Genomic DNA, 24,802 nt, shown 5'->3' on the forward strand with positions numbered 1-24,802 from the left:
ACAGTCCACATTGGTTGCTTGCATCCCATGTTTCAGTTTTTTATTTTCCATTGGCCAATTCTATATGGTGGAGCGTCCCATGGATTGAGGTTGAACTGGCTGGGAATACATTTTGAACCTCGGAACCTATCACTACCACTGTCTGGAATGCCGTTCCGCAAAGGGAATTTATAGAATCACATTCGTCGTTTCCGGATCGAACAGCTTCATTTTATTGCTATCCACCGCCAGACGAATTTTTTCTCCCGACTTTGCCATAACTCGAGACGGTGTGCATACGATTATAGGCTTTTCTGCACATTGGCCATGCAGATACATTTCCGAGCCCATCATCTCAACTACTTCAATATCTACTTCAATCTGTTCTGACTCGTCCACTGCGTTGAGGAATACCGGCTCTGCATGCATATCCTCCGGGCGAATGCCACAAATGACCGAACGATTCACATACTCCTGCAGATTGGAACCCTCCATGCGTCCTTCAGGAATGACAATCTTATACGGTCCGATTTCAACATAATATGTTTCCGCCTGCCGCGAAATTGTACCCTCCAAAAAGTTCATCTGCGGCGAACCAATGAACCCCGCAACAAACATATTGCACGGATTGTTATATAGGTTTTGCGGTGTATCCGCTTGCTGAATCACGCCGTCTTTCATGACCACAATGCGATCGCCCATGGTCATTGCCTCGGTTTGATCGTGCGTTACATAAACAAAGGTCGTATCTAACCGTCTGTGCAGTTTGGTAATTTCCGTTCTCATCTGTGTGCGCAGCTTTGCATCCAAATTGGACAGCGGCTCATCCAGCAGGAAAACCGCAGGGTCACGCACCATGGCCCGCCCCAACGCAACACGTTGACGCTGGCCGCCCGACAGAGCCTTGGGCTTACGGTCCAGCAAATGTTCCAAATCAAGAATTTTTGCTACTGCGCGAACCTTTTGATCGATTTCCTGCTTATCCATCTTGCGCAGCTTTAAGCCAAAAGCCATATTTTTGTATACCGTCATATGCGGATAGAGCGCATAATTCTGGAATACCATGGCAATATCACGATCCTTCGGCTCTACATCGTTTACCAAACGGTCGCCGATATACAATTCTCCGCCGCTGATATCCTCTAAGCCCGCGATCATACGCAGTGTGGTGGACTTTCCACAGCCGGAAGGCCCAACCAGCACAATAAATTCCTTATCTTTAATTTCCAGGTTTAAGTCATTGATAACCTCTACCCCACCGGGATAGATTTTTTTGATATGGCGCAATGAAATACCAGCCATCGCAACCGCTCCTTCCTTTATTATCCAGAGGCGCTATGTGTTCATATTGATTGCTTTTCAGTTTTTTATTGTGATATAATGATATAAATTATACCCCATTGCCTCAGGTGATTCTTTATGGCCAATTTAGATATCGAAAAACTGAAAAAATTGCTGCAAAGCTTTCATCACTTGACCGGTCTGCGCATCGTCATATTCGATCGTTCTTTTCACGAGATACTGGGGTATCCAAGCGAGCATTGCAGATTCTGTTCCTACATTCGTTCCAATGAAAAGGCTTTGCAAAAATGCTATGCCTGTGACGCAGCTGCCTGCAAAGTTTGCCAACATACCAACGAATTGTATCTGTACACTTGTCATGCCGGCTTATCCGAAGTTGTCTCGCCGATCTACTACAACAATACGATCATTGCATATTTGATGTTTGGCCAAATATGCAATTATCCGGACAAAGAAGCCATCTGGCCGTTTATCCGCGAACGCTGCAAAGATTATGTGAGTGATATCAACGCCTTGAAAAAGGCTTTTTTTGAAAAATCATATGTCTCACTCGAAACGCTGCAGGCTGCCGCCAATATTATTGAAGCCTGTACTGCTTATATCCATCTTTCCGAGCTGATTCGTCAGGATTCTAATGATTTACCCTCTCAGATCAATCAGTTCATCACATCCAATCTGGATAAGGTGCTGACTGCCGATTCGATTTGTCAGACGTTCCATATCAGCCATTCCCGGCTTTACCGGATTTCCGAACAGCTTTACGGATGCAGCATCGGCAAGCAAATCAAAAAGCTGCGCATTCAAGCTGCACAAAAGCTGCTGCGCGATTCTGATTTGAATATCAGTGAAATCGCAACGCGCATCGGCATTTATGATTATAATTACTTCACCAAATATTTCAAGCAGGCCACCGGTGTCACTCCCAGCTTATATCGTGCATCCAGCAGCACAAACGCCGGCTCTTAAATGCCGATTTTTTTGGTCGCAGCATAGATTTTCTTATATACATTATAGTAATGCATATATATTTCATGTTGTTCCGACCGCGGATAGTATTCTTTTCCCAATTTGACCAGTTTCTCCTGTGCCTGCTGCACATTCTCATACAGGCCGCAGGCTACACCTGCCAGCATGATGCATCCCAGCGTACCCGATTGTGCGTTGCCCAGCGTTATGATTTTGCAATTCAAAATATCCGCTTTCATCTGCAGCCATACTTCCGAAGTGGCTCCGCCGCCGGTTGCACGCAGCTCGGTGATATAGACGCCGGCCTCCTGCAGCCGTTCCAGATTCAGCAGCATTTCGTAGGTTACGCCTTCCATCAAGGCCCGATAAATTTCTTCCGCTGTGGTATCCAGCGTCAATCCCAGAATCGCGCCCTTTGCATCAATATCCATATAGGGCGTAGCTGCGCCCGCAAAGTACGGAAGCACCAGCAAGCTGGAAGGCACGTCTCCTAGCTTTTGATTCATGTGCTCGTAGAAGTTCAGGCCACGCTGTTTTGCGACAATGGTTTCCAATGTGCCAAATTGGTCCCGATACCATTTCAGCAATGCGCCGCCCGTGAACGAAAAAGCATAGCAAACATAGCTATTGGGCAGAACATAAGGAACAACGGCATAGTTGCTTTTTTGCAGTTTGGATGTATCCGGTTTTCTGCTAAACATTGAAGTGATGCATTCAACAGTCCCCGTGCCGTCAACTGCCATGCCATCCTTCATAATACCAGTCCCTAAACTGGCTGCTATTTGATCATGGCAGCCTGTTACCACCATGATTTCCTGCGACAATCCCAATTCCGCTGCAACAGACTTTCGAATCACTCCCGCCTTCGTGCCGCTGGGCACTGTGGGCGGGAATTTACTTTTTTCAATGCCGGATTGCTCCAGAATTTCATCACACCAGTCCAGCTTATGGATGTCAAAAGCCATGGTGCGCGCTGCCAGCGAATAATCCATCTGTGCCACACCACTGAGCATGTACACAATATAGTCCGCAAAGAGGAAGACTTTTGATACCTTTTTACCCACTTCAGGCTGATTCCGGAATACCCACATCAGTTTGCAGATGGAATACATGGAATGCGGTGCAGTGCCTGTCAGCTGCGCGATGCGGTCCTCTCCAATTTTGTCGACCAACTCCTCGCATTCTGCCTGTCCCCGTGTATCCGTATATAAAATCGTCGGCATCACCGTACGGTCGTTTTCATCCAGCAGCACAGGTGCCTCTCCAAAAGAGGTTACGCCAATCGCTTGCAGCGGAAGGCCCTTGGCCGCAGAGGCAAGAACCTTTTTGACGCTATGCCAAACCACTTCCGGTTGGAGCGAACCATAGGAACCCTGCACATCAGCAAAATACTCATCATAGCATTCCGCCAGAATATTGCCATCGATATCACAAACCGTGCATTTGCAGCCCGTGGTTCCAACGTCAATGCCAGCTATCATATTTTCACCCCTATCGCTCAACCTTCTGCATATTAAACACCTGCAGCGCACGTTTTACATCCTGCTTCATGCCGTCTATTCCCCAATTTACGATGTCATGGAAATAAACAGTCTGCCCATCCGAATGCAGGATTTTTTCTCTGACCGCTTCTCCTCCAGCCTTTGCCATATAGGTGTAGTAATTGATTTTACGCACGCCTCTTGCAATTACGGCCCGATAATCCTCTTCGCTGACGCCAGAGCCACCGTGCATAACCAACGGAAGCGACACTCTCTGCCGCACCCCTTCCAAAACGCCCATATCCAGCTGGGGCTTCTTTAAGTACAGGCCGTGCGCGGTGCCAAACGAGCAAGCCAGTGCATCAATGCCGGTTGCTTCTACAAATCGCTGCGCATCTTCCGGATTGGTATAAATCTGCACGGAATCCTCGCTGTCCAGTCCGCCGCCTTCGCGTTTGCCCAATGTTCCAATCTCTGCTTCCACAGAAGCATGATATTCCTTTGCCATGTCTACAACCTTGCAGGTATTGGCCACATTCTCATCAAACGGAAGCAGTGAGCCATCATACATCGCCGATGTAAAGCCCAAACGGAAGGCGCGTGCTATATACTCAATGCTCTCACCGTGATCCAGATGCACGCACACCGGAATCCGTGCCTTTTCTGCTTTTTCCAGCATGACCGGTCCGATTACGTCAAGGGGCATGATTTCTTCATGCACTTGCGCATGCATCAGAATAACCGGCACATTCAACTCCTCCGCGGCGCCAAGAACCGCTAAAATACTCTCCAAATTCGGGGTATTAAAAGAGCCGACTGCGACCTGTTTTTTCTCTGCATCCTTCAAAATTTCTTTTAATGTTACTAACATATTTCTTCACTCCTGATTGCTGGGGGCAAAACTGTTTCGCCACTCCGTTTTATCACGGAAGAACTGCAGATTGACGCAGTACGAAACTTCTTCTCCCGGTTGCAGCTGTAACAGCGTCCCGGCCTCCCGCATTTTGTCTCGTCCATCCGGATGGCAGTTTGCCGGCTCTAATCCCATCACATACTCCCGTTGGCCCATCATTTTCCATTGCACAAAGTAAGGCAGTTTTTTCGCATCGTAAGAAATACGAATTCCTTTTCCAATTGCTGCGTTATAAATACCCGCCTGCCCTGTTTCCGAAAAGTGATGATAAAAGCATTCTTCCTCGAATTGCGGCTGCGGCTTTGTGATCTCCTGCCAATGTGAGATTGCTTTTGCCGCCTTCTCTGTTCTGGGTGAAACCTGCTCGGAAGGGATATTAAGCTCTGCGGTTTCGCTGAGCAGCGGATAACCCATGTTGAAATGGTATAAGACCATACACGGACTGATACGATCTCCTTCATTCACGATCCTGTCCTGAAGAGAAATGCGGTTTTCCTGCAGGGAACAGGTAATCGTTCGATACAGGACCAGCTTTCGTCCGAATACTTCCGATTGATCTATTTTCGCGTGTATCACAATCGCATCGTCCGTCTGCTGTGTCCCAATCGACTCCGCAGGCGTGTTGCCTACGGATCCATGCAGCGGCGTGTCCTCTCCATCGTCATTACATGGCGTCCCGACCGCATAAAGACCACAAGTTGTCAGAAAACCGGCTGTAAAGGATTTTAAAAAGCCGTTTCCGACACTGTCGTAATACGCTGGAGCAACATATCCCACAGGAGAAAAGTATCCCAGATTTACTCCGTCAAAACTGAGACGGGAGATATCCGAACACCGGTCTGCGGACAGGGTAAACTCCAACCCTTTACCGTTGCGCACCTGAAAAAGACGCATACCGTCTCCACGGCCTCCCACCAGTCGGTGCTCTTCCACGCCATACAATTGACTGATGTGACCGATATAAGCTTTATCCAACAAGCTCACTCCCTTCCGCGCATATTCCCGATTACAGGCGCTTCACCTCATAGCCCAAGTATGTTTTCATTGCCTCTTCAATCGCGTCGGCGTAATGCCCTGCGCTGATCGTGGTGTGATGCCGGAAGCCATTTCTGCCCATATAAATGATTTTCTTTTGCAGGTCGCTGATTTCCGCGACGCCTGCACAGCCGAAATACTCTTTTTCAATCGGCTCGCCCGTCATTCTGCCTTCATCCACATAGGTATAAATCAGGCCGTTCTCCGTTCTGGCGCTGGCATACGTCATCGGCATAGCCGCGATGCGGCCTTCATTGACGCCCCAGCCATAATCCGGACCGTTGCCCTTTGCAAACATCTTATGTACGCCGACAACACCCTTGTCCTCCATCAAACCCTGCGCCGTGGAACCACAGTGGAAAAGGATGCACTTGTTTTCGTCGTCCCCATAATTGTTATTCCAGTCCAGACAAGCTGCCGGCTTCTGGGAAGCCTGCGCCAAAATCTCCATCGTGATGGTATTGGCGACATCCATCTCGCAGGAAGCAACGATGCCACGATCATTCAGTTCGCTGAGCAGCACGCAGGGGGCGATACCAAATTCCTGGTGCATTTCATTCCAGCAGCGGATCGAAACACTGTCAAAATGATATTGCTCAATCATATCGTCAATTGCAACCGACATCTTTGCCAGAACCTGCATTTTCTCATCCGGCACCTTGCAGAAATTGCAGTATTGCTTGAGATGTTCCACCTTATCCTTGACTGCGCTGCGCGTTTCCGGCATACTGCGGATTCTGGAAAACAGCTCGCTCAAATCATAAGATTCATAGGTGACGCCATATCTTTGCAGCGCCAGCTCATCAAAGCGCACGGTTTTAAACAGCGTTGTTCTTGCACCAATTCCGCCGATCGTGTATCGTTTCATCCGTTTTACAATGCGGCACACCGCGGCAAAGTCTCTCAGATTCTTCTGAAATGCATCCGAGGACGGGTGTACGACATGCGGCGGGAAAATCGTATAGGGAATCTTATACTGATAAAACATATCCTCAATGCTGAACTTACCGCAGAAAGCATCCCGTCGATTGGCAAAATCCATTTTACCAAACTCATCCGGATACGCCTGCAGGAAAATCGGAACACCCGCATCCCGTACCGCCGGAATTGCGCCGTTTTCATCGCCAAAGTTCGGCAAACTCATGATAACGCCGTCATATTCTCCGCGATGGGCTTCCAGAAAGGCTGCATACTTTCGGCCTTCGTCCACCGTTTCCACCGCGCCAAACCGGGTTGCATCCGGGTCCATCTCTATATAGCTGTGTCCGGCCTTTTTGACCGCTTCTTCCACCTCTACCCGTGCGCTTGCAATCAGCGATTCCGGGAAAAAGCCTCTATTGGCAAAATATAGTGCAAAAACCATTGATTACGCCTCCGTTTTTATTCATTTACCAAATTTCTTTACAAATGCTTCATCCATTGTCAATTCACTTGCGCTTACCAAACCAGCTACCTGTTCCGGTACGTCCACCGAGGACAGCGCAATCACCTGGAACGGCTGACTGAACAGATAAGCGATCGACAACGCAAACAAGGACGTTCCTTCCTCTGCATGTCTCCTGCACAACTCTTCATAAATCAAAAGATTCCGTTCGTTGAGAAATTCATCCAATAACGGTTTCGGAAGATTGATTTCTCCGGTCGGCTCTATCACTTTTCCGTTTTTTGCAACCACACCGGCTTGATAAAGTCGGTCGAACAGCCCAGAGGCGGTAGACGAATAAGGAATCAGCGGCATCCCTGTATGTACATGCCATTTGTATTCTTCCTCACTCGCTGCAACTGTTGTTCTGTCATCCCCTACGCCATATGCGCTTTTTTTCCTTGCAAGGCTCCATTGATTGGATACTGCACAGAATCCCTGCACATGATTTTCCGCAGCGCATTTTTCAAACTCCTGCAGGCGCTCGAGCGTAAAATTGGATGCGCCATAATAACGAATCTTACCTTCCTCACGCAGCTTTTCCAGCCATGCCAGAACATCCTCTGCCGGAACCGTCGGATCATCCCGATGCAGCCAATACAAATCGATGCAGTCCCGCTGCAGGGTTTGCAGACTCTCTTCCAGATCCTTTCGAATCTCATTCTCCTTGATGCGAGACACCTGCGGCGCTGCAAAATCATAATGTCCGCCCTTTGTCGCTACAATGACTCGGGAATTGTCGACCGTTTTAAGCCACTCGCCTAAGATTTTTTCTGCACAGTTGCCCGCTCCGGGAATCCACTTGCAATATGCATTCGCCGTGTCAATGAAATTTCCGCCCAGCTCACAATAGCGATCCAGTATCTCGAATGCTGCTTTTTTCTCAATTCGCTCCCCAAACGAGCCTGTACCCATGCAGATATTGCTTACACGCAGGTCGGTATTTTTTAAGGTCACATATTTCATGCGTCATCCTCCGCATCTAACCGCTCTAACATGAATATTCTTGCAGAGACAGAGGCCGGAAGCACCGCGCTCAGGCTACCTGTTTCCTGATTCCATATACACTTGGAAGGCAGAGATTTGGGATAAAAGCATCTTGCTTGGGCCTTTCTCCCCTTCCACTGTGGAACAGGCAGCGAAATTGTCTCTGTTTTGCTGTTGCATCTCCATACGGCAATGAAGATGCGATTTTCCGCTTCCATTCCCAAACTAATCCATTCGTCGCCCAATGCGGATAATCCAATAGGCCAAAACGGCAGGAATCCCGACACCTCATCACGCATTTGCTTGTAGCAATCAATGCCTTCCTTGATGATCGCAAAGCATTCCGGCGCAATGATATCCGGTCGTCCGCTTTGATGAATGCGCATCAGAAGCGCATTTACCATATTAAATGCGGTTTGTTCCGCCGTGCTGTCCGCCAGTGGATAGGACCATACGCCGGCCTGTTCCGGCGTCACTGCCGTCGGCGCATTTGCTGCGATGGATGCCGTATAGATATAATCCTCCTGATCGCTGGTTGACTGCAGCGGATAGCGTGCCAGCATGGCATAATCCATGCGCAGCCCGCCGCTCGAACAATTCTCAATCACCAGATTCGGATAACGCTCCATTACGGATTCCAGCCAGCGCAGATAAGCACGATTATGGGACAGCAGACCATCGCCAAAGCTGTCGGCGTCCGTTTCCGTACCGATGCCTGCTTCAATATTGTAATCAATCTTGAAATATCCTACGCCGTATTCTCGAATCAAGCGGTCGATAGTTTCATCCATATAGCGGATAACTTCCGGATTTCTGTAGTCCAGCTGATACCGTGAGCGCTCCTGTATGTTCTTCCCATGCCGTGTGAAGAACCACTCCGGCTTGGCCTGCTTGACCACGGGGGAATGGATACCCAGGACTTCCGGCTCTAACCACAGGCCGGGAATCATGCCTTTGCTGCGAATATAATCCATCACCTCTACCAGACCATTGGGAAAACGCTCTTTGCTTTCCTTCCATTCGCCAACACTGTCCCACCAGTACCCGGCGGAATACCATCCGCCGTCTACCACATAGTATTCGCAGCCCAGTTTTGCCGCAGCATCAATCATCTGCTTTTCTTTTTCTGTGGTCGGATCTGCAAACAGACAGTTCATATAATCATTGAAAATAACGCTTGCTTTCACGTTATCCGAATGGTTGCGGCGAATCTTGCGTCTGTACTTTGTCATTTCTCCCACGGCTTGTGAAAAAGTGCCGTTAATCACGGAGATTGCTGCCGGAACCGAAATAAATTGCTCACCCGGCTTGAGTCGTTTCCACCAGTGGCTGTCGCTTTCGGTTGGACCGGACAACAGCAAATAGTAGTGACCCGTCTGATCCCCGATCTCCCAATGCCAGGATCCGTTGTTTTCGATCTGCCAAAGCAGTGCAGCGCCGGTTTCCGTATTCTCCAGATATCCCATCGGAAGATAGGATTTGGTGGACCATGTGCCGGTATTCCCAACGGACAGCGCCGTTGCAGAATGCTGCCGCTGTCGAATCTGGCTGCTCGTGAGGCCTACCTCCGGGAAAGAATATGTCTTCCACTGTGCTTCGCGGCACCATGTGTTATGCGGAATCCACACACGCATTTTGTCCTCCGGTGCAGACAATCCGCCTCTCTCCACGCCGGTCAGGGCAAAAGAGGAAACATACTCGATTCCAAGCTCATCGGTTCCCGTGTTTTCCAGTTCCGCCCAAGCACGCACGGTCTGAATGCCGTCATAGAACTGGTAAATCTGCCGTGCCTGCAATCCCATTGCAGGCTCCTGCATATAAAACGTAATGCGACGTCCTTCTTCATTTCTTTCATCCGTGTGACGGATGTACTGCATCCGCCATCCTGCACTTGTTACGGCATGACGGATACCATTTCTTTCCGGCTCACAGTTTTCCCCTGTAACCTGCACCTCCAGCGCATAAAACCCCTCTTCCGGCATTTCGTTTTCCGGACAGGCCTGCGCCGAAAAATGCAGCAGCTGGAGACGCAAATCATCACAGACTTGCCAAACCGCATAAATACCATTTTCGCACAGCTCAATTTGATTCATATCCATCACCTCAGAGCTTGCCGCCGGAAGTCGCAATGCCTTCTACAAACTGCTTCTGGAAAATCAGATAAATCACAATCATCGGGATACATGCCAGCAAGGATGCCGCCATCAGCTCCGGATAATTAGACGAGAAGGTACCCTGCAGCTTTGCCAGTGCCGAAGCCAGCGGCATCGTTGCCTGATTGGTATTGACAACCAGCGGCCACATCAGGTCCTTAAATGCAAACAGCGCGGTGAAGATGCCCAGCGCCACCATGCCGGACTTTGCCAGCGGCAGCATGATAAACAGGAAGGTCTGTCCTATATTGCATCCGTCCAGCCGTGCGGATTCTTCCAGCTCCTTGGGCAGATTGATGAAGTTCTGCCGCATCAGGAACGTGCCGAATGCAGTTACCAGACCGGGGAAGATCAGCGCGAAGATGGTATTCTGCGCGCCGAGTGCGTTAATCATCAGGTACTGCGGAATGATGAAAATCTGCGTCGGAATCATCATCTGGAAAATAACCAGCGTGAACAGGAACTTTTTGCCCTTAAATTGCAGCCGCGCAAATGCGTATCCTGCCATTGTCGCCGTCAGCACGGCACAGACCACACGCCCTACAATCATCCAGATGGTATTCCAATAGAGCCGCGGAATATCCATCTTGGCAATGGCGCTTTCAAAGCCATCCAGCAGCCACTTCGACGGGAATATCACGAAAGGATTTACCTGCGTTGCCTCCGTAACCGATTTGAATGCAGTTAGAATCATCCAGATAAACGGAACCAGCATCACGACGGCGCCAATGGAGAGCAGGCAAATCGCCAATACATTTTTGCTTCGTTTTTTGCTCATAACGTCTCCTTTCTCCAAGCTCAACAATAGGAGAAAACTTCTTTATTAGTTGTAATGCACCCATTTTTTCTCCAAATAGTTTTGGAAAAACGTGATGACCATAATGATCATGAGAAGCAGAATGACAATCGTCGAGCCATAGCCCTTATTGCCTTCGATGAAGGAATAATTATAGAACAGATAGACCAGCGATTGTGTCTCTTCCAATGCAGGATTGCTCAAATCCATCATCATATAAATAACGTCGAACACCTGCATCGCTGCAATCAGACGCGTAACCAATACGAAGAACAAGGTTGGCGAAAGCAGCGGAATGGTAACATTGAAAAACTGCTGCACCGTGCTTGCTCCGTCAATTCGTGCCGCTTCATAATAATCTTTCGGTATTTCCTGTAAACCTGCCAAAAACAGCACCATATTATAGCCGATAACCGACCAGATGCCGACTACTGCAACCGAGTAGATTGCGATTTTGGGATCAGAAATCCAATTCACCGGACCGAATCCGAAAATACTCAGAATATGATTGAGCAAGCCGAACTGGCTGTTATACAACCACCGCCAAACCATTGCCACGGCAGCCGGCGCTGCAATCATCGGCAGAAAATAAATCGTACGGAATGCCACCCGGCATTTCATCTTTCTGTTCAAAAGCACCGCAAGCAGCAGCGCAATGACAATGGAGATCGGCACTTCCACCAACGTATACCGAATTGTATTCCATACGGCTTGCCAGACGGAAGAATCGTGAATCAAGTCAATGTAGTTTTCCAGCCCTATGAAGATATTTCCTTTGCCGAAATCACCTGTTTTGAAAAAGCTCTGATAGATTGTTTGAAAAATAGGAATGATATTCAGAACGATTAAACCAAGTATGGTGGGGAGCACCATAAGGTATCCCCACCATGCTTCATTACGCTTTTTCGCAGAATATCTTACGGTTTTATTTTTTCCGCTCATAGTATTCCTCCTGCGAATCGCATTGGTTTTAGTTGGTTTCTTCCAGAATCTGATTCATCTGCTCGGCAATGTTTTTGCAGGTCTCTTCCGGCGTCTTTTCACCCGTGAAGCCGGCGCCAATCTCTTCCTTAATCATATTGGCCCAGTTTACAGTACGGCGGGAGTGCGGGAAAATCACCATCGTGTCATTCATGACATCCAGATATGCCTGCAGATTGAATTCAGGATGCGCATTGATCCAGTTGTCGGAAGTGCCTTCCCAAGCCGACATCATAACACCAAGATCGGACTGCATCTGCTGTGCTTCCTGCGAGCCAAGATACTCAATCACCTTCCAAGCCGTTTCCGGATCATCAGAGTTTGCCGGTGCTGCCCATGCAACGCCATTATAGATGGTGGTACGGACATTGTTCGGACCCATTGGCTTGATGACGACATCGCAGTTTTCCTTGACATAATCGTTGTTGGTCAGATCGTTTACCTTCCACGAGCCCTGCAGCGTCATTGCTACCTGACCGGACATGAACAGTGTGCAGTCGCCGTTCTCAACCAGCGTCGTATAGGGAGGCATATAACCGTTTTTCTCCATATCCATCAGGACGGTCAGACCTTCAATCGTGCCCGGCTGATCAAAGCCAGAGGTCTGCTGATCATCAGAAAGCACATATCCGCCGTAATCATAAATGATATTGTAATAGCCGCCCTGGTCATTATCCGGGCTAACCGCGAAACCATACTGGCTTCCGTCGTCCTTGGTCAGCTTTTGAGCTGCTTCTGCAACGTCTTCCCAGGTCCAGGTATCATCCGGATACGCCAAACCTGCTTCATCAAACATCGTCTTGTTGTACCAGAGCGCTACCGTATCAATATCCTTCGGAATGCCCAGCTGCGCGCCGTCCTCATTCTGATACAGGCTTACGATATCCTGCGGATACTTGCTCATATCAATTTTATCGCTCGACGCAATATAATCGCTTAAATCGAGCAGCATGTCATTTTCCGCATACTTGGCAATTTCGTTGGAATGCATAATGAAAACGTCCGGCATGGAACCACCGGTTGCCGCAGCCTCCAGCATGGTCCAATACTGATCCCAAGGAGTGACCTCAATTCTGGTTTCAATGCCAGTTTCCTCGGTGAATTTCGCAAGAATCTCGGTAAAACCAGGCTCCTGCGGAGAATCCCACATTGCAACAGTAATCACATCACCGCTGCCGCCGGTTGCAGATTCATCCGTATTGCTTGTATCCTGTTCCGTTGTGGTTTGTCCACACCCAACCAATGCTACCAGCATTGCTGATAAAAGCGTCCAGCTAATCAGCCTTTTTTTCATTTCGAAACACTCCTTTTCAATTCTTTTCAATTACCTCGTCGCTCTTCCGTCAATAGGAATCATATCCCTAACGACAAATGAATCTTATCACAAGAGTTTTTTTCGGAATAGTCATTTTTCAGCCGCGAATAGCAAATTTGTTTCATATGAGAATTTTCCATTTTCCTCACAATTTTCGCATTTAATTTTGTCTATTTTAGACAATCCCTGTCATAATCATGCCCAATTTTCTGCAGCATCGCATTATTTGCGTAATAAAATCCGCCGATTATTAAAAGGCAGACCGGCAGATAGAAACAAATTTCTGCTGTCTTTCTGCTTCATTGGCAGATATGGAGGCAGTCAAATGTCATCCGGATGCCATATTTTCTCCTGACGATCCGATACGGAAATTGAGTCGCTTCTTTCTACCGAGCGCGCAACACGAAAAGAAAGGTGCTGTCATGAAACGCATGAAGAGAATATTCGCTGTCGGCCTCTTATGCAGCCTGCTGCTATCCGGCACCGCGTACGCTTCTGATTCTTATCAGGAAATCACAGATGAAATGTATGCTTTTGGATTGGGTGATTACATCGCCTACAAAAACATGGATGATCTCAAATTTCATATTTTTTCTGTCAATCACGGAGAGGTTACGGAGTTTCTCACAGCCGACAGCGCGTTGCCGGACCGGGATGCACTTTCCCTGTCAGATGTAGACACCGGAGACTATTTTGCGGCTATCTTAGACGGCAAATATGCTGTTTTTACCCATGCATTCAAACAGCTTACACCAAACAAATATACATGGATAACCTTTCGGGGCGATTTTGCAATCGGAGAAATCGCCGATCCCATGGTGTCGCCCAATGATAACAGTCAGACAACCTATGAGCTGATTGAGCTTGCATCCGGAAAGGTTTTTCTTTCGGTAACCGGTTCACGGATACGCATTTCAGACGACGGTCAGTATTTTATAACCGATAAAGGCATTTATAACAACACCGGACAGCTCCTGTTCCAACCGGAAGCGGCACGCATTTTCTCCGAGGATGTCATTCCATTATCCGATGCTGAATTTCTCTGGATCGGTGAAACGAACCAGCAGTATGCCCTTTTTCAATCCAACACGCAAAAAAGCGAGTGGTATGACGAAATCGATCCCGTATTTATGCTCTGGACACAGCTGTTTACAGCCAGCAAAGACGGAACTTCTTTTTTGTTGGATTCAACCGGGAAAATCGTGACTGAAACCGACGGCTCCATTTCTCTGCTTGCAACCGATGTTGCTGCCATCACAGAAAACAATACGGTTACGTATTGGAATCATAATGGGGAAATCGACTTTTTGAATTCATACAGTGCGGTACAAGCGCTGAGCGGCGATTCTCCTGCCAGAATGACCAATTTGCTTGTACAGAATGCCTCCGATCACAAATGGGGCGTCATCCGTCAGGACGGCACCGAGCTTCTTCCAGCCATCTATGACCTTGCAGAAAATGTCACGCAAAGCAATGACATTTATCGAACCGTGCTGAACGGGACCTCACAAGTTTGGAATTTGAGCGCAGGGAAACCACTTCCAATCCCATATCATGACGGTTTGCAATCCAGCACATACGTCGGCGACAAAGCAGCCGAATGGATCGCATCGCTGAAAGAGCTTGAGAACGGTATCGCAATCGCCGATCTGTATGATACAGACGGCAATCTCGTATACGAAAATGTCCGTCAAATTTTCTATCTAAATGGGCAGAAGTTCTATGCCAAAGCAGTTTCTACCGAAAAAAACAATTATCAGGAAGTACTGGAAACAGAGGACGGGCGCCGTTTATTTTCCGCCCCACTTAATGAAATCATCAGTCTGGTATCCAGAGCTGTCATTCGCACCACCCCCTGCACGGAGGAATACGGCGAAAACGCCCGCTGTTTTCTGGATACTTCATTCCAATCCGCCGAACCCCAGTTTTCTTATATCCGATATTATTTGCTGCATTTGGGTATCAAGGGCTGGGTTTTATGCGGCGGAATCGTGCTGGTTGCTGCTGCATCCGGAATCATCATACATCGCAAACATGCAGAAAAAAGAGCCGTCAAATGACGGCTCTTTTTTTAACCTTCTGCAATTGCACATGGATTCTGCTATCAATCCATTACCATCGAATCGGGTTTTCTATTTTCCGTAATCCACGTTGATGCTGTTTTTCTCAGAATCGAAAACGCATCGAAAATCAACTTGTCATGAGTGGTTCTGCCGTAATCTGCCGATGACGCTGCTCAAAAGCGGCTAACACTCATATAATCTATACCAAGCACAATCACAGTTCAATATTAAAGTCTATCATATCATCATAGAGCTTCTTACATTTTTCAAAATCCTGCTCCCTCATCGCATCCAGAATTGCGCGGTGCCGGAAATCGCCTTCGAACAAAGTCACGCCTTTTTCTCGCCAACCGGCAACTCGTTTCTTCAACGTCAAATAAACATATTTTTCTATGGTGTTTTTCGCCATTGCAAAACAGTAGCTGTAAAGCGTATTATGTGACATCAACCATATCTGTTCATGAAATTTGACATCGTAACGCGTCATTTCCTTCATTTGTTCCTCATCAATGGGCAAAACCGTATTTCTTTTTACTGCTTCGTATTCCGTACAAATACGGTCCAACTCATCAAACTCTTCCTTGGTTGCGCGGATAATTGCCAACCGGGCACATTCCACTTCAATCAATTTGCGAAACTCACACACATTTTCCATCAGCTTCGGTTCACTGAAAAGATCCTGCACCGCATTGATATAGTCGGAAAACTCGAACTTTTTGACGTACGTTCCATCCCCCACTCGTGTTTCCACCAGCCCGATTGCATTCAGACGTTGCAGAGCCATACGCACCGTCAAACGATTCACGCCATAAAGAGCCGCCAATTCTGTTTCTGATGGGAGTTTTTCGTCGGCCTTCCAACGCTGCGCGACAATATTTTCGCGCAAATTCTGATAAACCTGTTCTCCTGCCGTTATTTTTTCAACCTTCTTAATGGTTGGCATACACTCTCATCCTTTACTATTTGTTATGCATCCGCACAAACGCTTCTATCATGCCCTCAATTTCCTTATGACCATTATATCAGATTTGTCGAAAACACACAAACAAATTTAATATTTTTCTTATTTTTAGCCAAAATGTCTAAGTTGCAAAAAAATTCCCTTGACTTCATATGTTTCTTGTATAATAATTTAGTTGTAAATCAGGCGAACAGGTAACCTGATAAAGGATCGATCTTTTAAACAACGCAAGCACAAATAAGGGAGGGAAAATAATGATTCTTTTGTGGTTCGTAATTTCAATCGCACTGCTGATTTTGATGATCTCCAAGCTGAAAATTCATGCATTCCTCACACTGCTGATCATTTCATTATTCTTTGGTGTCTGTGCAGGAATTCCAATCCATGAATTACCCACGCTCATTGCCAGCGGTTTTGGCAATACCATGACAAGCATCGGTATTGTCATTGTGTGCGGTGTTGTTATTGGCACATTCCTGGAATATACCGGCGGCGCACAAAAAATTGCAGATGCCATTTTAAAGCTGATTGGCATCAAGCGAGCAACTTATGCAACTTCCATCACCGGTGCATTCGTATCCATTCCGGTTTTCTGTGATTCCGGTTTTGTTATTCTCAATCCGATCATCAAGGGTCTTTCCCGACGTGGCCGTATCTCTTACGCTTCGCTTGTCGTTGCACTGATGGCCGGTCTGCTTTGCACCCATTCCTTCATCCCGCCAACACCCGGACCGGTCGCTGCTGCCGGCCTGTATGGTGCGGAAATCGGCCAAGTCATGTTTTATGGCCTAATCGTATCCATTCCGGTGGTCATTGTATGCTCCATTTGGGCAAATTCCCGTTTCGTCAAAGGCGCATTCCCCGAGGTTGCTGCGGAAAACGAGCTGGATGCGGAGCAGGAAAAGGAATTTCAAAAGGTTGTTGAGCATGCGCCTTCGACGCTGATGTCGTTTATTCCAGTGGCGCTCCCTATCGTTATCATCATCTTTAAATCGTTTTTCGGTAACGCAGAGGGAAACATGCTTCAGCGCATTCTGGATGTTGTGGGCACTCCTTGGATTGCACTGCTGATTGGTACCGCAATCTGCTTCCTGCTGCCGACAAAGCTGAACGAAACCGTAACGAACGAATGGGTCGCCAAATCGCTGAGCGGCGCCGCAGAAATCATGTGCATCACCGCAGCAGCCGGCGGTTTCGCTGCAGTCCTTCAGGCAACTACCATTGGCGATACTCTGGCAAATTTGGTACTTGATGCAGGTCTGCCGGCAGTCTTTGTTCCCTATTTGATGGCTGCTTTGATTAACCTTGCACAAGGCTCGGCCACTGTTGCTCTGACAACAGTAGGCGGTATTCTGGCTCCGATGCTGCCCGCGCTTGGTTTGAATCCAATCGTTGCCACGCTCGCAACAGCAGCCGGTTCCCTGTCCTTCTGCCATACAAACTCTTCGTATTTCTGGTGCGTAACCAAACTGGGTAATCTGAAGCTAAACCAAAGCTACCGTTTGATCACATTAACATCCGTAATGATGGGTCTAACCGCAATGGTTGTCATTTGCATTTTGAATCTGTTTCTATAAATAGGAGGCGCTACATATGAAAATTACAAGTGTGGATATCATTAAGGCATTCAAAACTCCATCGGTTGCGGCCGAAGTTGCCGTAGGCAATGTTCCATGGCATCCGGTTTTTGTCCGTATCAATACGGATGAAGGTATTAGCGGCTATGGTGAAATCGGTGTAGCCTATGGCAATGCACAGAGCGCCGGCTTCGGCATGGGCGTTGACTTCGCAAAGTGCATTATCGGTCTGGACCCGATGAACAGTGAGGATATCTGGAATCGACTGCATCGTCTGACCTTCTGGGGCATGGGTAATGGTGGTGTCATCATGGCTGGTATCTCCGGCATTGATATTGCACTCTGGGATATCAAGGGTAAGGTGTTAAACGCGCCGGTATATCAACTGATGGGCGGCAAAACAAACAGCAAATTGCGCGCCTATGCCAGCCAACTGCAGTTTGACTGGGGTAAGGTAAGCCATTCCTTGGCAAAGCCGGAGGAATATGCGGAAGCGATGCGCAAGGCCATGGCTGATGGTTTTGACTGCGTGAAGGTTGATCCCGTCGGCTTCGATGAAAACGGCGTATGGATGGGACGCAGCAGCCGCGGCATTTTGCAGCGTGACCAGTTAAAACTTGCCGTCGATCGTGTGGCAGCCATGCGCGAAGTTGGGCCGGATGTCGATATCATCATCGAACTGCATGCGCTGACCGATGCGACAACGTCCGTACAATTGGGCCGTGAGTTACAGAAACTCAACTGTTTCTACTATGAAGAGCCTACACAGCCGCTCAACCCGAACCTGTTTAGAGAAATCAGCAGCAAAATCGAAATTCCGGTCGCAACAGGCGAACGTGTATATACCCGTTGGGGATATCGCCCCTTCTTCGAGGATCATTCTATTGGTATCATCCAGCCCGATCTTTGCAACACCGGCGGCTTAACCGAAGGCAAAAAGATCTGTGATATGGCGCATGTGTATGATATCGGCGTGCAGGTCCACTGCTGCGGCGGTCCGATTTCGGCTGCTGCCGCACTGCAGCTGGAAGCGGTTATTCCGAACTTTGTCATTCACGAGCTGCATGCATCTGCCCTGATTGAAGATAATATCAATCTTTGCAAATATGATTATGTTGCTAAGGATGGTTATTTTGAAGTGCCTGATCGCCCCGGCATCGGTCAGGAACTCACCGATGAAGCCATCGCCAATGCCGAAGTCGTAACTGTAAAATAACGCCCCCTCACTACAGAAGGTCCGTGTTTCTGCTTTAGAAACACGGACCTTGCTTTTATGGAATTATGGTAGGTCAAATTGCAAATACAGCAATCGTTAAGGTCATCTCCCACCGCTTTTCCATGACATAGCTCCTATTTTAAGACTCTAAAATATAATGCAGAGCCTTGCATTTTACCTTATCTATCCGTTAATATATTTTCGCTCTTTTCTCTCAGCATCTTGCCGAAGTGCATGGTGACAAGATTCGTAAAAATCTGCATGGACATTGGCTGACTGGCTGTATTATTGTCGCTGGGGATAATAAAAATCTTGTCATAAGGCCTGCTTGCCTTGAGACGCTGATTGTTTGTGACAAGCACCAAATAGGGACGATTCGGTTTGTTGTAATCAAAATAACTTTGGAAATCCTCAAAATAGCGACCGCTGCTTGAAATTACAATGATTAACGTCTCAGATCCGCATTGTTGTATGAAACTCTCCTGCTCCGGCAAAATGTTAAAACAATTTGCAATTTTGTCATAAGAGGACAGTTCCATCTGAAAATTCAGTGCAATTGGATATGCATGCATTTGGGCACAAAGCCCGATATTTTCATATTTCAGCAGCAGATTGGAAAACTGCTCCAATACTTCATCCGTCGCATATTCACGCACGACATGCAGCATCTCCACATGCTGGCGAAAGTATTCGTGTGTCATATCCTCTTTGGGCAAGGCAAGGTACTCATCGTATCGGTGATACCGTCCGGTCAATGCCACATGCATCGTTTGCCGCATGGACTGATAATCCTCATAACCCAACCGCCGGCAAAAGCGGGAAACTGTAGATTTGGATACGAAACTTCCTTTGGCGATGTCTTCCACTGAAATTTTTTTGAGCTTATAGATATTACTGATAAGGTACTTTGCAATACGATAATCAGAAGAATCCGAACTGGTAGAATTAAGAACTGCGTAAAGTCCGTTGCGCAGTTTTTTCATGGTTGAACCAACCTTTCAACGCAATGTAAATGGTGCGGCATCATGCTTGCAGATATGGAATGTGCACATATTTATTATAACATAGAACCCAGTAATATTTAAGTAGCGATACGCATTTTCAACAGGAACGAAAAGAGTTTAAAAATCAAAATCATGTAAATAGCACAAAATATCTCGACTTTTTTCAGCAAAAAGAGAATAAAAAAAGTAAAAATGTTTCATTTTATGAAACAATATTCAGATAGTTGAATTGCCCGAAATTGCAGGAACGGTTGTGCTATAATTTGGTCAATCCAAACAAGTGCACTGTTTAAAACACAACAAGGAGGCCCGTACTACGCATGAGTACATTTGAGAAATTCAGATCAAAAATGGAAGAAGTCATCGCAAGGTTTTCCTCAACAACAGCAATCAATGCTTTGAAAAACGGCATGCTGGCAACATTGCCGCTGACAATGCTGGGTTCCATTTTCCTGCTTGTAGCAAGTTTCCCAATCGATAATTGGTCGGAAATTATGACCGGTCTGCTCGGCCCGAATTGGAAATATCCGTTTACACAGGTTTCAAGCAGTACCTTTGACATTATCGCGCTGGTTGCATCCTTCAGTATCGCTTATCAGTATGCACGCATTAAAAAAATCGAACCGTTCGCCTGCGGTATGATTTCGTTGGTTAACTTTCTTGTACTGATTCCGTCCGTTGTTGTACAGGATGGTGTTGAAGTCGGCAGCATTATTCCGAAAACATGGGCAGGCGGCAGTGGTATGGCAACCGCAATTATTGTGGGCCTTATCACAGGCTGGCTCTATACCGCTATTCTAAACAAGGGCTGGCGCATTCAGATGCCTGCCAGTGTTCCGGAAGGGGTAGCGAACTCCTTTAATGCGTTAATCCCCGGCTTCCTGACGATTCTGATGGCCTTTGTGGTCTGCGCAATTTTCCGCATTGGACTGCAAACAACACTGTCGGAGTGCATCGTAGCAATTCTGCAAATTCCGCTGCAATCCGGTCTTGGTTCGCTGCCGGGTTACCTGTTGTATACCATTCTCATTTCCATCTTTTGGATGTTTGGCATTCATTCGTCTGTGCTTAACTCGATCGCAAACCCCTTTCTGCGTGCGAATGGTCTGGCCAATCAGGCACTTCTGGATGCAGGCGTCGCGCTCACCGCATCCAATGGTGCATACCTAATTACGTTTCAGTCGCGGTCCAATTTCATTACGATGACAGGCGCCTGCATCACGGTTGGTTTGGTGTTGGCCATGGCTTTCCGCGCACGGTCGATGCGTTACAAGCAGCTGGGCAAACTTGCACTCATTCCGACTTTCTTTAATGTCAATGAGCCGGTTTTGTTTGGTTTCCCGATTGTGCTGAATTTTGCAATGCTGATCCCTGTGCTTCTTGTGCCGATTTGTGCCGCACTGACTGTATACTTCGCAACTGCGATCGGCTTTATGGCGCCTTTCGGTGCAATTGAAGTGCCGTGGACCACGCCTCCGCTCATCAGCGGTTTCATCCTGGGCGGTTGGCGTGCTTCGGTAGTTCAGTTGCTCATTATTCTGGAGTCCTGCGTGATTTACTATCCATTCTTCAAAAAGCAGGATGCATTGGCTTATCAGGAAGAACAGGAAGGAGCAGAAGAGACTTGAATATCGAAAAGCAGTTTCCGGAGGGCTTTCTCTGGGGCGGTGCAGTAGCAGCAAATCAGTGCGAAGGCGCTGCCTTTGAAGGTGGAAAAGGCCTTTCTGTAGCAGATATTGCGCCCAAGGGTGTTCGTGGACCGTATGACAGCGCAATTGATCCGAATAAGTACTATCCACATGCACAAGCAGTGGATTTTTATCACCGATATCCGGAAGACCTTGGTTATATGAAGGAACTCGGCTTAAAATGCTTCCGTACATCTATCGCATGGTCACGTATCTTTCCGAAGGGCGATGAGACCGAGCCAAACGAAGAGGGGCTGCAGTTTTATGACCGTCTGTTTGATGAGATTCGCCGGGACGGTATGGAACCACTGGTGACAATTTCGCATTATGAGACACCGCTGTATCTGGTAGACCATTATGGTGGTTGGCGCAACCGGGAGATGATTTCATTCTTCCTTAAGTACTGCAAAGTCATTTTCCAACGCTATCACAGCAAGGTCAAATACTGGCTTACCTTTAATGAAATGAACAATGTCCACAACTTCCCCTTTGTGGCAGGTGGCTTCCGTGTAGCGGAAGGCGAAAATGAAATTGAAGCGCTCTATCAGGCATCACATTATATGTTTGTTGCAGCGGCGCAATCCGTCGCGCTGCTGCATCAGATTGACCCTGCCTGTCAGATTGGCTGCATGATCAGCACCAGTACGCTATATCCAGCCACCTGCCGCCCAAATGATGTTTTCGGCGCCTATACCGGACAGCGAAGAAAGTACTTCTTTGTGGATGTGCCGGTCAACGGCCGCTATCCGGGTTATATCAAGCGTGTATGGCGTGAAAATAACGTGCGTCTGGAAACTCGGCCCGAAGATTTTGAGGCGCTGAAAAACACGGTGGACTTCATTGGCTTCAGTTATTATCGGAGCAGCACCTACGAGGATGGCAAGCAGCTGCACAGCGACACCGGCGGTTTTATCTCCGACCCCAATCCCTATCTGAAAAGCACAGATTTCGGATGGCAGATTGACCCGATGGGTTTGCGCTTGGTGTGCAACGAACTGACGGATTTGTTCCACAAGCCCTTGTTTATTGTCGAAAATGGCATCGGTACGCGGGAAACACTCGTTAACGGTACGGTAGAAGATGATTACCGCATCGACTTTGTGCGGCAGCACTTGCTGGCAGTGTATCAGGCAATTTTAGATGGATGCAATATTATGGGATATACCTATTGGGGTCCATTTGATATCGTGTCTGCAGGCACTGCACAGATGGAGAAAAGATACGGCTTTGTCTATATTGATAAAGATGATAACGGGAACGGTTCCCTCAAACGCTATAAGAAAAAATCCTTTACGTTTTATCAACAGGTTATCGCAACCAACGGAGCGTGCCTGTTTGAATAAAAGCAACGGCCTAATATGGGGAATATCAACATCACAGAAAGCGAGGAATATACGATGAGAAAAATTATTTTATTGTGTTCGGCGGGTATGAGCACCAGCATGCTGGTAGAGAAGATGAAGCAGGCAGCACAAGCGGAGAACTACGAATGCACCATCAGTGCGCATGCAATTGCAGAGGCTGCTGAGTATGGTGCAGATGCAGATATTGTCCTGCTCGGGCCACAGGTACGCTTTAATCTTTCTAAGGTGAAAGGGATAGTGTCCTGCCCGGTGGAGGTCATTGACATGGCCGCATATGGTCTGATGGATGGTAAAAAGGTCATTGCGTTTGTAAAGAAAGTGCTGGGTGATTAATCATGCAGGAAATGGAAGCCATTTGCTTTCAAATGATTAGCGCCGTTGGTACGGCAAGATCGATGTACATTGAAGCGATTCATTTGGCAAAGGCCGGTGAATTTGAACAGGCGCAGGAGATGATGCGACAGGCGCAACAGAATTTCGTGGAGGGACACCATGCGCATGCCAAGCTCATTGAAAACGAAGCTGACGGCAACCAAACGCCTTTCTCGTTAATTCTGATGCATGCGGAAGACCAAATGATGAGTGCGGAAGCCTTTGGCATTCTTGCCGAAGAATTCATTGACATCTATCAGGAAATAAAACGGTAACTTGCCGGAAAGATTATTATAGAATTACCTACCACATCAGATATTGTTGGTTTATAGTCGCGTTTTATTTTCTGCAGTTTGTATTTTTTATCTTGAAAAAAAGAGTTCTTCTATGACTAGATTCTATCATAGAAGAACTCTTTTATCATATAGTTACAGAAACAGTGCTGCACCACCCGCAGAACTGCTCTTTTAGGGTTTTGCATGCCTCATAGAAGATTCCCATATCGACAGAATAGGAAATATACTGCACTCCTGCTTTCGTCCACATCTCCATGGTCTCCTTGCTGTCTGTGAATGTTCCGACCACCGCGCCTCTTCTTTTCGCAGCTTTCACGATTTGATTCATCGCTTCCACCACCAACGGATGAGTCACTTGACCGGGGACGCCCAGACTCTGGGACAGATCATATGGTCCGATAAAGAAGATATCAATTCCTTCCACTGCCAGAATATCGTCCAGATTATCTATAGCTTTCTGTCCTTCAATCTGTGCGATGACAATTGTCTCATTTGCACCTTCAAAGTATTTTTCTTTATCCAGTGCAGAATAGTGAGCTGCCCGCACAAACCGGCATACTCCCCTTTCTCCCATAGGGGAAAATTTAGCCAGCTTTACCGCTTCCCTTGCCTGTTCCGCCGTTGTAATCTGCGGAATCTCGACTGCTGCCGCGCCGATATCCAGCGCCTTTCCAATTGCTTCCTCGGCAATCGCAGGAACCCTTACCACCGGGAGAATCCCGGATACCTGAGCAGCCCGGATATTATTCTGCATATTCTGAATGCTGATGGGACCATGTTCCATGTCCAGGATGGCAAAATCCATTCCTGCGTATCCTGCTGCCTCCACAAATCCAGGGTCGCAAGTCTTCATAAATGGACCAAAGACTGCCTTGCCAGCTTTTAATCTCTCATTAAATTTCCGAATCAGCGCTTCGTTCATCGCCATTT

21 protein-coding genes are annotated in these 24,802 nt (G+C 47.4%); 8 read left to right on the forward strand and 13 right to left on the reverse strand.

The window, feature by feature from the left end; all coding sequences use genetic code 11:
* Positions 1-168: 168 nt before the first annotated feature.
* Positions 169-1,281, reverse strand: coding sequence for an ABC transporter ATP-binding protein (locus ACESSO_RS13410; RefSeq protein WP_373166029.1), 1,113 nt, complete (start codon positions 1,279-1,281; stop codon positions 169-171).
* Positions 1,282-1,398: 117 nt separating this feature from the next.
* Here ACESSO_RS13410 and ACESSO_RS13415 point away from each other — a divergent pair, with 117 nt between their 5' ends.
* On the forward strand, positions 1,399-2,247 hold the full coding sequence (locus ACESSO_RS13415) for a PocR ligand-binding domain-containing protein (protein WP_373166030.1): 849 nt from the start codon (positions 1,399-1,401) through the stop codon (positions 2,245-2,247).
* Here the strand turns inward: ACESSO_RS13415 and ACESSO_RS13420 are convergent.
* The 9 genes from ACESSO_RS13420 to ACESSO_RS13460 are packed head-to-tail and all read right to left on the reverse strand — an operon-like array spanning position 2,244 to position 13,310.
* Positions 2,244-3,728: an L-fuculokinase gene (locus tag ACESSO_RS13420; RefSeq protein ID WP_373166031.1), complete on the reverse strand. Its 1,485-nt coding sequence runs from the start codon at positions 3,726-3,728 to the stop codon at positions 2,244-2,246. The two genes, ACESSO_RS13415 and ACESSO_RS13420, sit on opposite strands and share 4 nt — an antisense overlap.
* 10 nt (positions 3,729-3,738) lie before the next feature.
* A complete protein-coding gene (locus tag ACESSO_RS13425; RefSeq protein ID WP_373166032.1) occupies positions 3,739-4,599 on the reverse strand; it encodes a ketose-bisphosphate aldolase in 861 nt (286 codons plus the stop codon).
* Positions 4,600-4,605: 6 nt separating this feature from the next.
* Positions 4,606-5,616 carry an aldose 1-epimerase family protein gene (locus ACESSO_RS13430; protein WP_373166033.1) on the reverse strand — a complete coding sequence of 337 codons (1,011 nt, stop codon included), beginning with the start codon at positions 5,614-5,616 and terminating at the stop codon, positions 4,606-4,608.
* A gap of 31 nt (positions 5,617-5,647) precedes the next feature.
* Complete coding sequence (locus ACESSO_RS13435; protein ID WP_373166034.1) at positions 5,648-7,039, reverse strand: L-fucose/L-arabinose isomerase family protein; 1,392 nt, start codon at positions 7,037-7,039, stop codon at positions 5,648-5,650.
* 21 nt (positions 7,040-7,060) lie between these two features.
* Positions 7,061-8,065: an aldo/keto reductase gene (locus ACESSO_RS13440; RefSeq protein WP_373166035.1), complete on the reverse strand. Its 1,005-nt coding sequence runs from the start codon at positions 8,063-8,065 to the stop codon at positions 7,061-7,063.
* On the reverse strand, positions 8,062-10,179 hold the full coding sequence (locus ACESSO_RS13445; RefSeq protein WP_373166036.1) for a glycoside hydrolase family 36 protein: 2,118 nt from the start codon (positions 10,177-10,179) through the stop codon (positions 8,062-8,064). The genes ACESSO_RS13440 and ACESSO_RS13445 overlap by 4 nt, the downstream gene beginning before the upstream one ends.
* Before the next feature lie 10 nt (positions 10,180-10,189).
* Positions 10,190-11,017 carry a carbohydrate ABC transporter permease gene (locus ACESSO_RS13450; protein WP_373166037.1) on the reverse strand — a complete coding sequence of 276 codons (828 nt, stop codon included), beginning with the start codon at positions 11,015-11,017 and terminating at the stop codon, positions 10,190-10,192.
* A gap of 45 nt (positions 11,018-11,062) precedes the next feature.
* A complete protein-coding gene (locus ACESSO_RS13455; protein WP_373166038.1) occupies positions 11,063-11,977 on the reverse strand; it encodes a carbohydrate ABC transporter permease in 915 nt (304 codons plus the stop codon).
* A 28-nt stretch (positions 11,978-12,005) separates the two neighbouring features.
* The gene (locus tag ACESSO_RS13460) at positions 12,006-13,310 is read right to left on the reverse strand and encodes a sugar ABC transporter substrate-binding protein (RefSeq protein ID WP_373166039.1); all 1,305 of its coding nucleotides are present in this window, start codon (positions 13,308-13,310) and stop codon (positions 12,006-12,008) included.
* 452 nt (positions 13,311-13,762) lie between these two features.
* Here ACESSO_RS13460 and ACESSO_RS13465 point away from each other — a divergent pair, with 452 nt between their 5' ends.
* Positions 13,763-15,391 (forward strand): hypothetical protein, encoded by a 1,629-nt coding sequence (locus ACESSO_RS13465; protein WP_373166040.1) that lies wholly within the window; start codon positions 13,763-13,765, stop codon positions 15,389-15,391.
* 217 nt (positions 15,392-15,608) lie between these two features.
* Here ACESSO_RS13465 and ACESSO_RS13470 read toward each other — a convergent pair whose 3' ends face one another.
* Positions 15,609-16,337: a FadR/GntR family transcriptional regulator gene (locus ACESSO_RS13470; RefSeq protein ID WP_373166041.1), complete on the reverse strand. Its 729-nt coding sequence runs from the start codon at positions 16,335-16,337 to the stop codon at positions 15,609-15,611.
* 272 nt (positions 16,338-16,609) lie between these two features.
* Here ACESSO_RS13470 and ACESSO_RS13475 point away from each other — a divergent pair, with 272 nt between their 5' ends.
* The gene (locus ACESSO_RS13475; RefSeq protein ID WP_373166042.1) at positions 16,610-17,932 is read left to right on the forward strand and encodes a GntP family permease; all 1,323 of its coding nucleotides are present in this window, start codon (positions 16,610-16,612) and stop codon (positions 17,930-17,932) included.
* A gap of 16 nt (positions 17,933-17,948) precedes the next feature.
* Positions 17,949-19,148 carry a mandelate racemase/muconate lactonizing enzyme family protein gene (locus ACESSO_RS13480; RefSeq protein ID WP_373166043.1) on the forward strand — a complete coding sequence of 400 codons (1,200 nt, stop codon included), beginning with the start codon at positions 17,949-17,951 and terminating at the stop codon, positions 19,146-19,148.
* A gap of 179 nt (positions 19,149-19,327) precedes the next feature.
* Here ACESSO_RS13480 and ACESSO_RS13485 read toward each other — a convergent pair whose 3' ends face one another.
* Positions 19,328-20,131, reverse strand: a complete 804-nt coding sequence (locus ACESSO_RS13485) for a MurR/RpiR family transcriptional regulator (RefSeq protein WP_373166044.1) — start codon at positions 20,129-20,131, stop codon at positions 19,328-19,330.
* A gap of 341 nt (positions 20,132-20,472) precedes the next feature.
* Here ACESSO_RS13485 and ACESSO_RS13490 point away from each other — a divergent pair, with 341 nt between their 5' ends.
* From ACESSO_RS13490 to ACESSO_RS13505, 4 genes are read left to right on the forward strand one after another with little or no spacing between them, the layout of a single operon-like run.
* Positions 20,473-21,780, forward strand: coding sequence for a PTS sugar transporter subunit IIC (locus ACESSO_RS13490; protein ID WP_373166045.1), 1,308 nt, complete (start codon positions 20,473-20,475; stop codon positions 21,778-21,780).
* A gap of 2 nt (positions 21,781-21,782) precedes the next feature.
* A complete protein-coding gene (locus ACESSO_RS13495) occupies positions 21,783-23,183 on the forward strand; it encodes a glycoside hydrolase family 1 protein (RefSeq protein ID WP_373166095.1) in 1,401 nt (466 codons plus the stop codon).
* A 54-nt stretch (positions 23,184-23,237) separates the two neighbouring features.
* Entirely contained in the window at positions 23,238-23,537 is a 300-nt protein-coding gene (locus ACESSO_RS13500; protein WP_373166096.1) for a PTS sugar transporter subunit IIB, read from the forward strand.
* A 2-nt stretch (positions 23,538-23,539) separates the two neighbouring features.
* Positions 23,540-23,851 (forward strand): PTS lactose/cellobiose transporter subunit IIA, encoded by a 312-nt coding sequence (locus tag ACESSO_RS13505; RefSeq protein ID WP_373166046.1) that lies wholly within the window; start codon positions 23,540-23,542, stop codon positions 23,849-23,851.
* A 145-nt stretch (positions 23,852-23,996) separates the two neighbouring features.
* Here the strand turns inward: ACESSO_RS13505 and ACESSO_RS13510 are convergent, their stop codons facing one another.
* A complete protein-coding gene (locus ACESSO_RS13510) occupies positions 23,997-24,794 on the reverse strand; it encodes an HpcH/HpaI aldolase/citrate lyase family protein (RefSeq protein WP_373166047.1) in 798 nt (265 codons plus the stop codon).
* Positions 24,795-24,802 lie beyond the last annotated feature (8 nt).

The sequence above is a fragment of the Agathobaculum sp. Marseille-P7918 genome (assembly GCF_964248325.1).
Lineage (GTDB): Bacteria > Bacillota > Clostridia > Oscillospirales > Butyricicoccaceae > Agathobaculum.

Excerpts from the sequence above, each read along its gene's own strand:
- ACESSO_RS13410 (WP_373166029.1), bottom strand. The coding sequence starts at position 1,281 with ATGGCTGGTATTTCATTGCGCCATATCAAAAAAATCTATCCCGGTGGG.
- ACESSO_RS13415 (WP_373166030.1), top strand. The coding sequence starts at position 1,399 with ATGGCCAATTTAGATATCGAAAAACTGAAAAAATTGCTGCAAAGCTTT.
- ACESSO_RS13420 (WP_373166031.1), bottom strand. The coding sequence starts at position 3,728 with ATGATAGCTGGCATTGACGTTGGAACCACGGGCTGCAAATGCACGGTT.
- ACESSO_RS13425 (WP_373166032.1), bottom strand. The coding sequence starts at position 4,599 with ATGTTAGTAACATTAAAAGAAATTTTGAAGGATGCAGAGAAAAAACAG.
- ACESSO_RS13435 (WP_373166034.1), bottom strand. The coding sequence starts at position 7,039 with ATGGTTTTTGCACTATATTTTGCCAATAGAGGCTTTTTCCCGGAATCG.
- ACESSO_RS13440 (WP_373166035.1), bottom strand. The coding sequence starts at position 8,065 with ATGAAATATGTGACCTTAAAAAATACCGACCTGCGTGTAAGCAATATC.
- ACESSO_RS13445 (WP_373166036.1), bottom strand. The coding sequence starts at position 10,179 with ATGAATCAAATTGAGCTGTGCGAAAATGGTATTTATGCGGTTTGGCAA.
- ACESSO_RS13450 (WP_373166037.1), bottom strand. The coding sequence starts at position 11,017 with ATGAGCAAAAAACGAAGCAAAAATGTATTGGCGATTTGCCTGCTCTCC.
- ACESSO_RS13455 (WP_373166038.1), bottom strand. The coding sequence starts at position 11,977 with ATGAGCGGAAAAAATAAAACCGTAAGATATTCTGCGAAAAAGCGTAAT.
- ACESSO_RS13460 (WP_373166039.1), bottom strand. The coding sequence starts at position 13,310 with ATGAAAAAAAGGCTGATTAGCTGGACGCTTTTATCAGCAATGCTGGTA.
- ACESSO_RS13465 (WP_373166040.1), top strand. The coding sequence starts at position 13,763 with ATGAAGAGAATATTCGCTGTCGGCCTCTTATGCAGCCTGCTGCTATCC.
- ACESSO_RS13470 (WP_373166041.1), bottom strand. The coding sequence starts at position 16,337 with ATGCCAACCATTAAGAAGGTTGAAAAAATAACGGCAGGAGAACAGGTT.
- ACESSO_RS13475 (WP_373166042.1), top strand. The coding sequence starts at position 16,610 with ATGATTCTTTTGTGGTTCGTAATTTCAATCGCACTGCTGATTTTGATG.
- ACESSO_RS13480 (WP_373166043.1), top strand. The coding sequence starts at position 17,949 with ATGAAAATTACAAGTGTGGATATCATTAAGGCATTCAAAACTCCATCG.
- ACESSO_RS13485 (WP_373166044.1), bottom strand. The coding sequence starts at position 20,131 with ATGAAAAAACTGCGCAACGGACTTTACGCAGTTCTTAATTCTACCAGT.
- ACESSO_RS13490 (WP_373166045.1), top strand. The coding sequence starts at position 20,473 with ATGAGTACATTTGAGAAATTCAGATCAAAAATGGAAGAAGTCATCGCA.
- ACESSO_RS13500 (WP_373166096.1), top strand. The coding sequence starts at position 23,238 with ATGAGAAAAATTATTTTATTGTGTTCGGCGGGTATGAGCACCAGCATG.
- ACESSO_RS13505 (WP_373166046.1), top strand. The coding sequence starts at position 23,540 with ATGCAGGAAATGGAAGCCATTTGCTTTCAAATGATTAGCGCCGTTGGT.
- ACESSO_RS13510 (WP_373166047.1), bottom strand. The coding sequence starts at position 24,794 with ATGAACGAAGCGCTGATTCGGAAATTTAATGAGAGATTAAAAGCTGGC.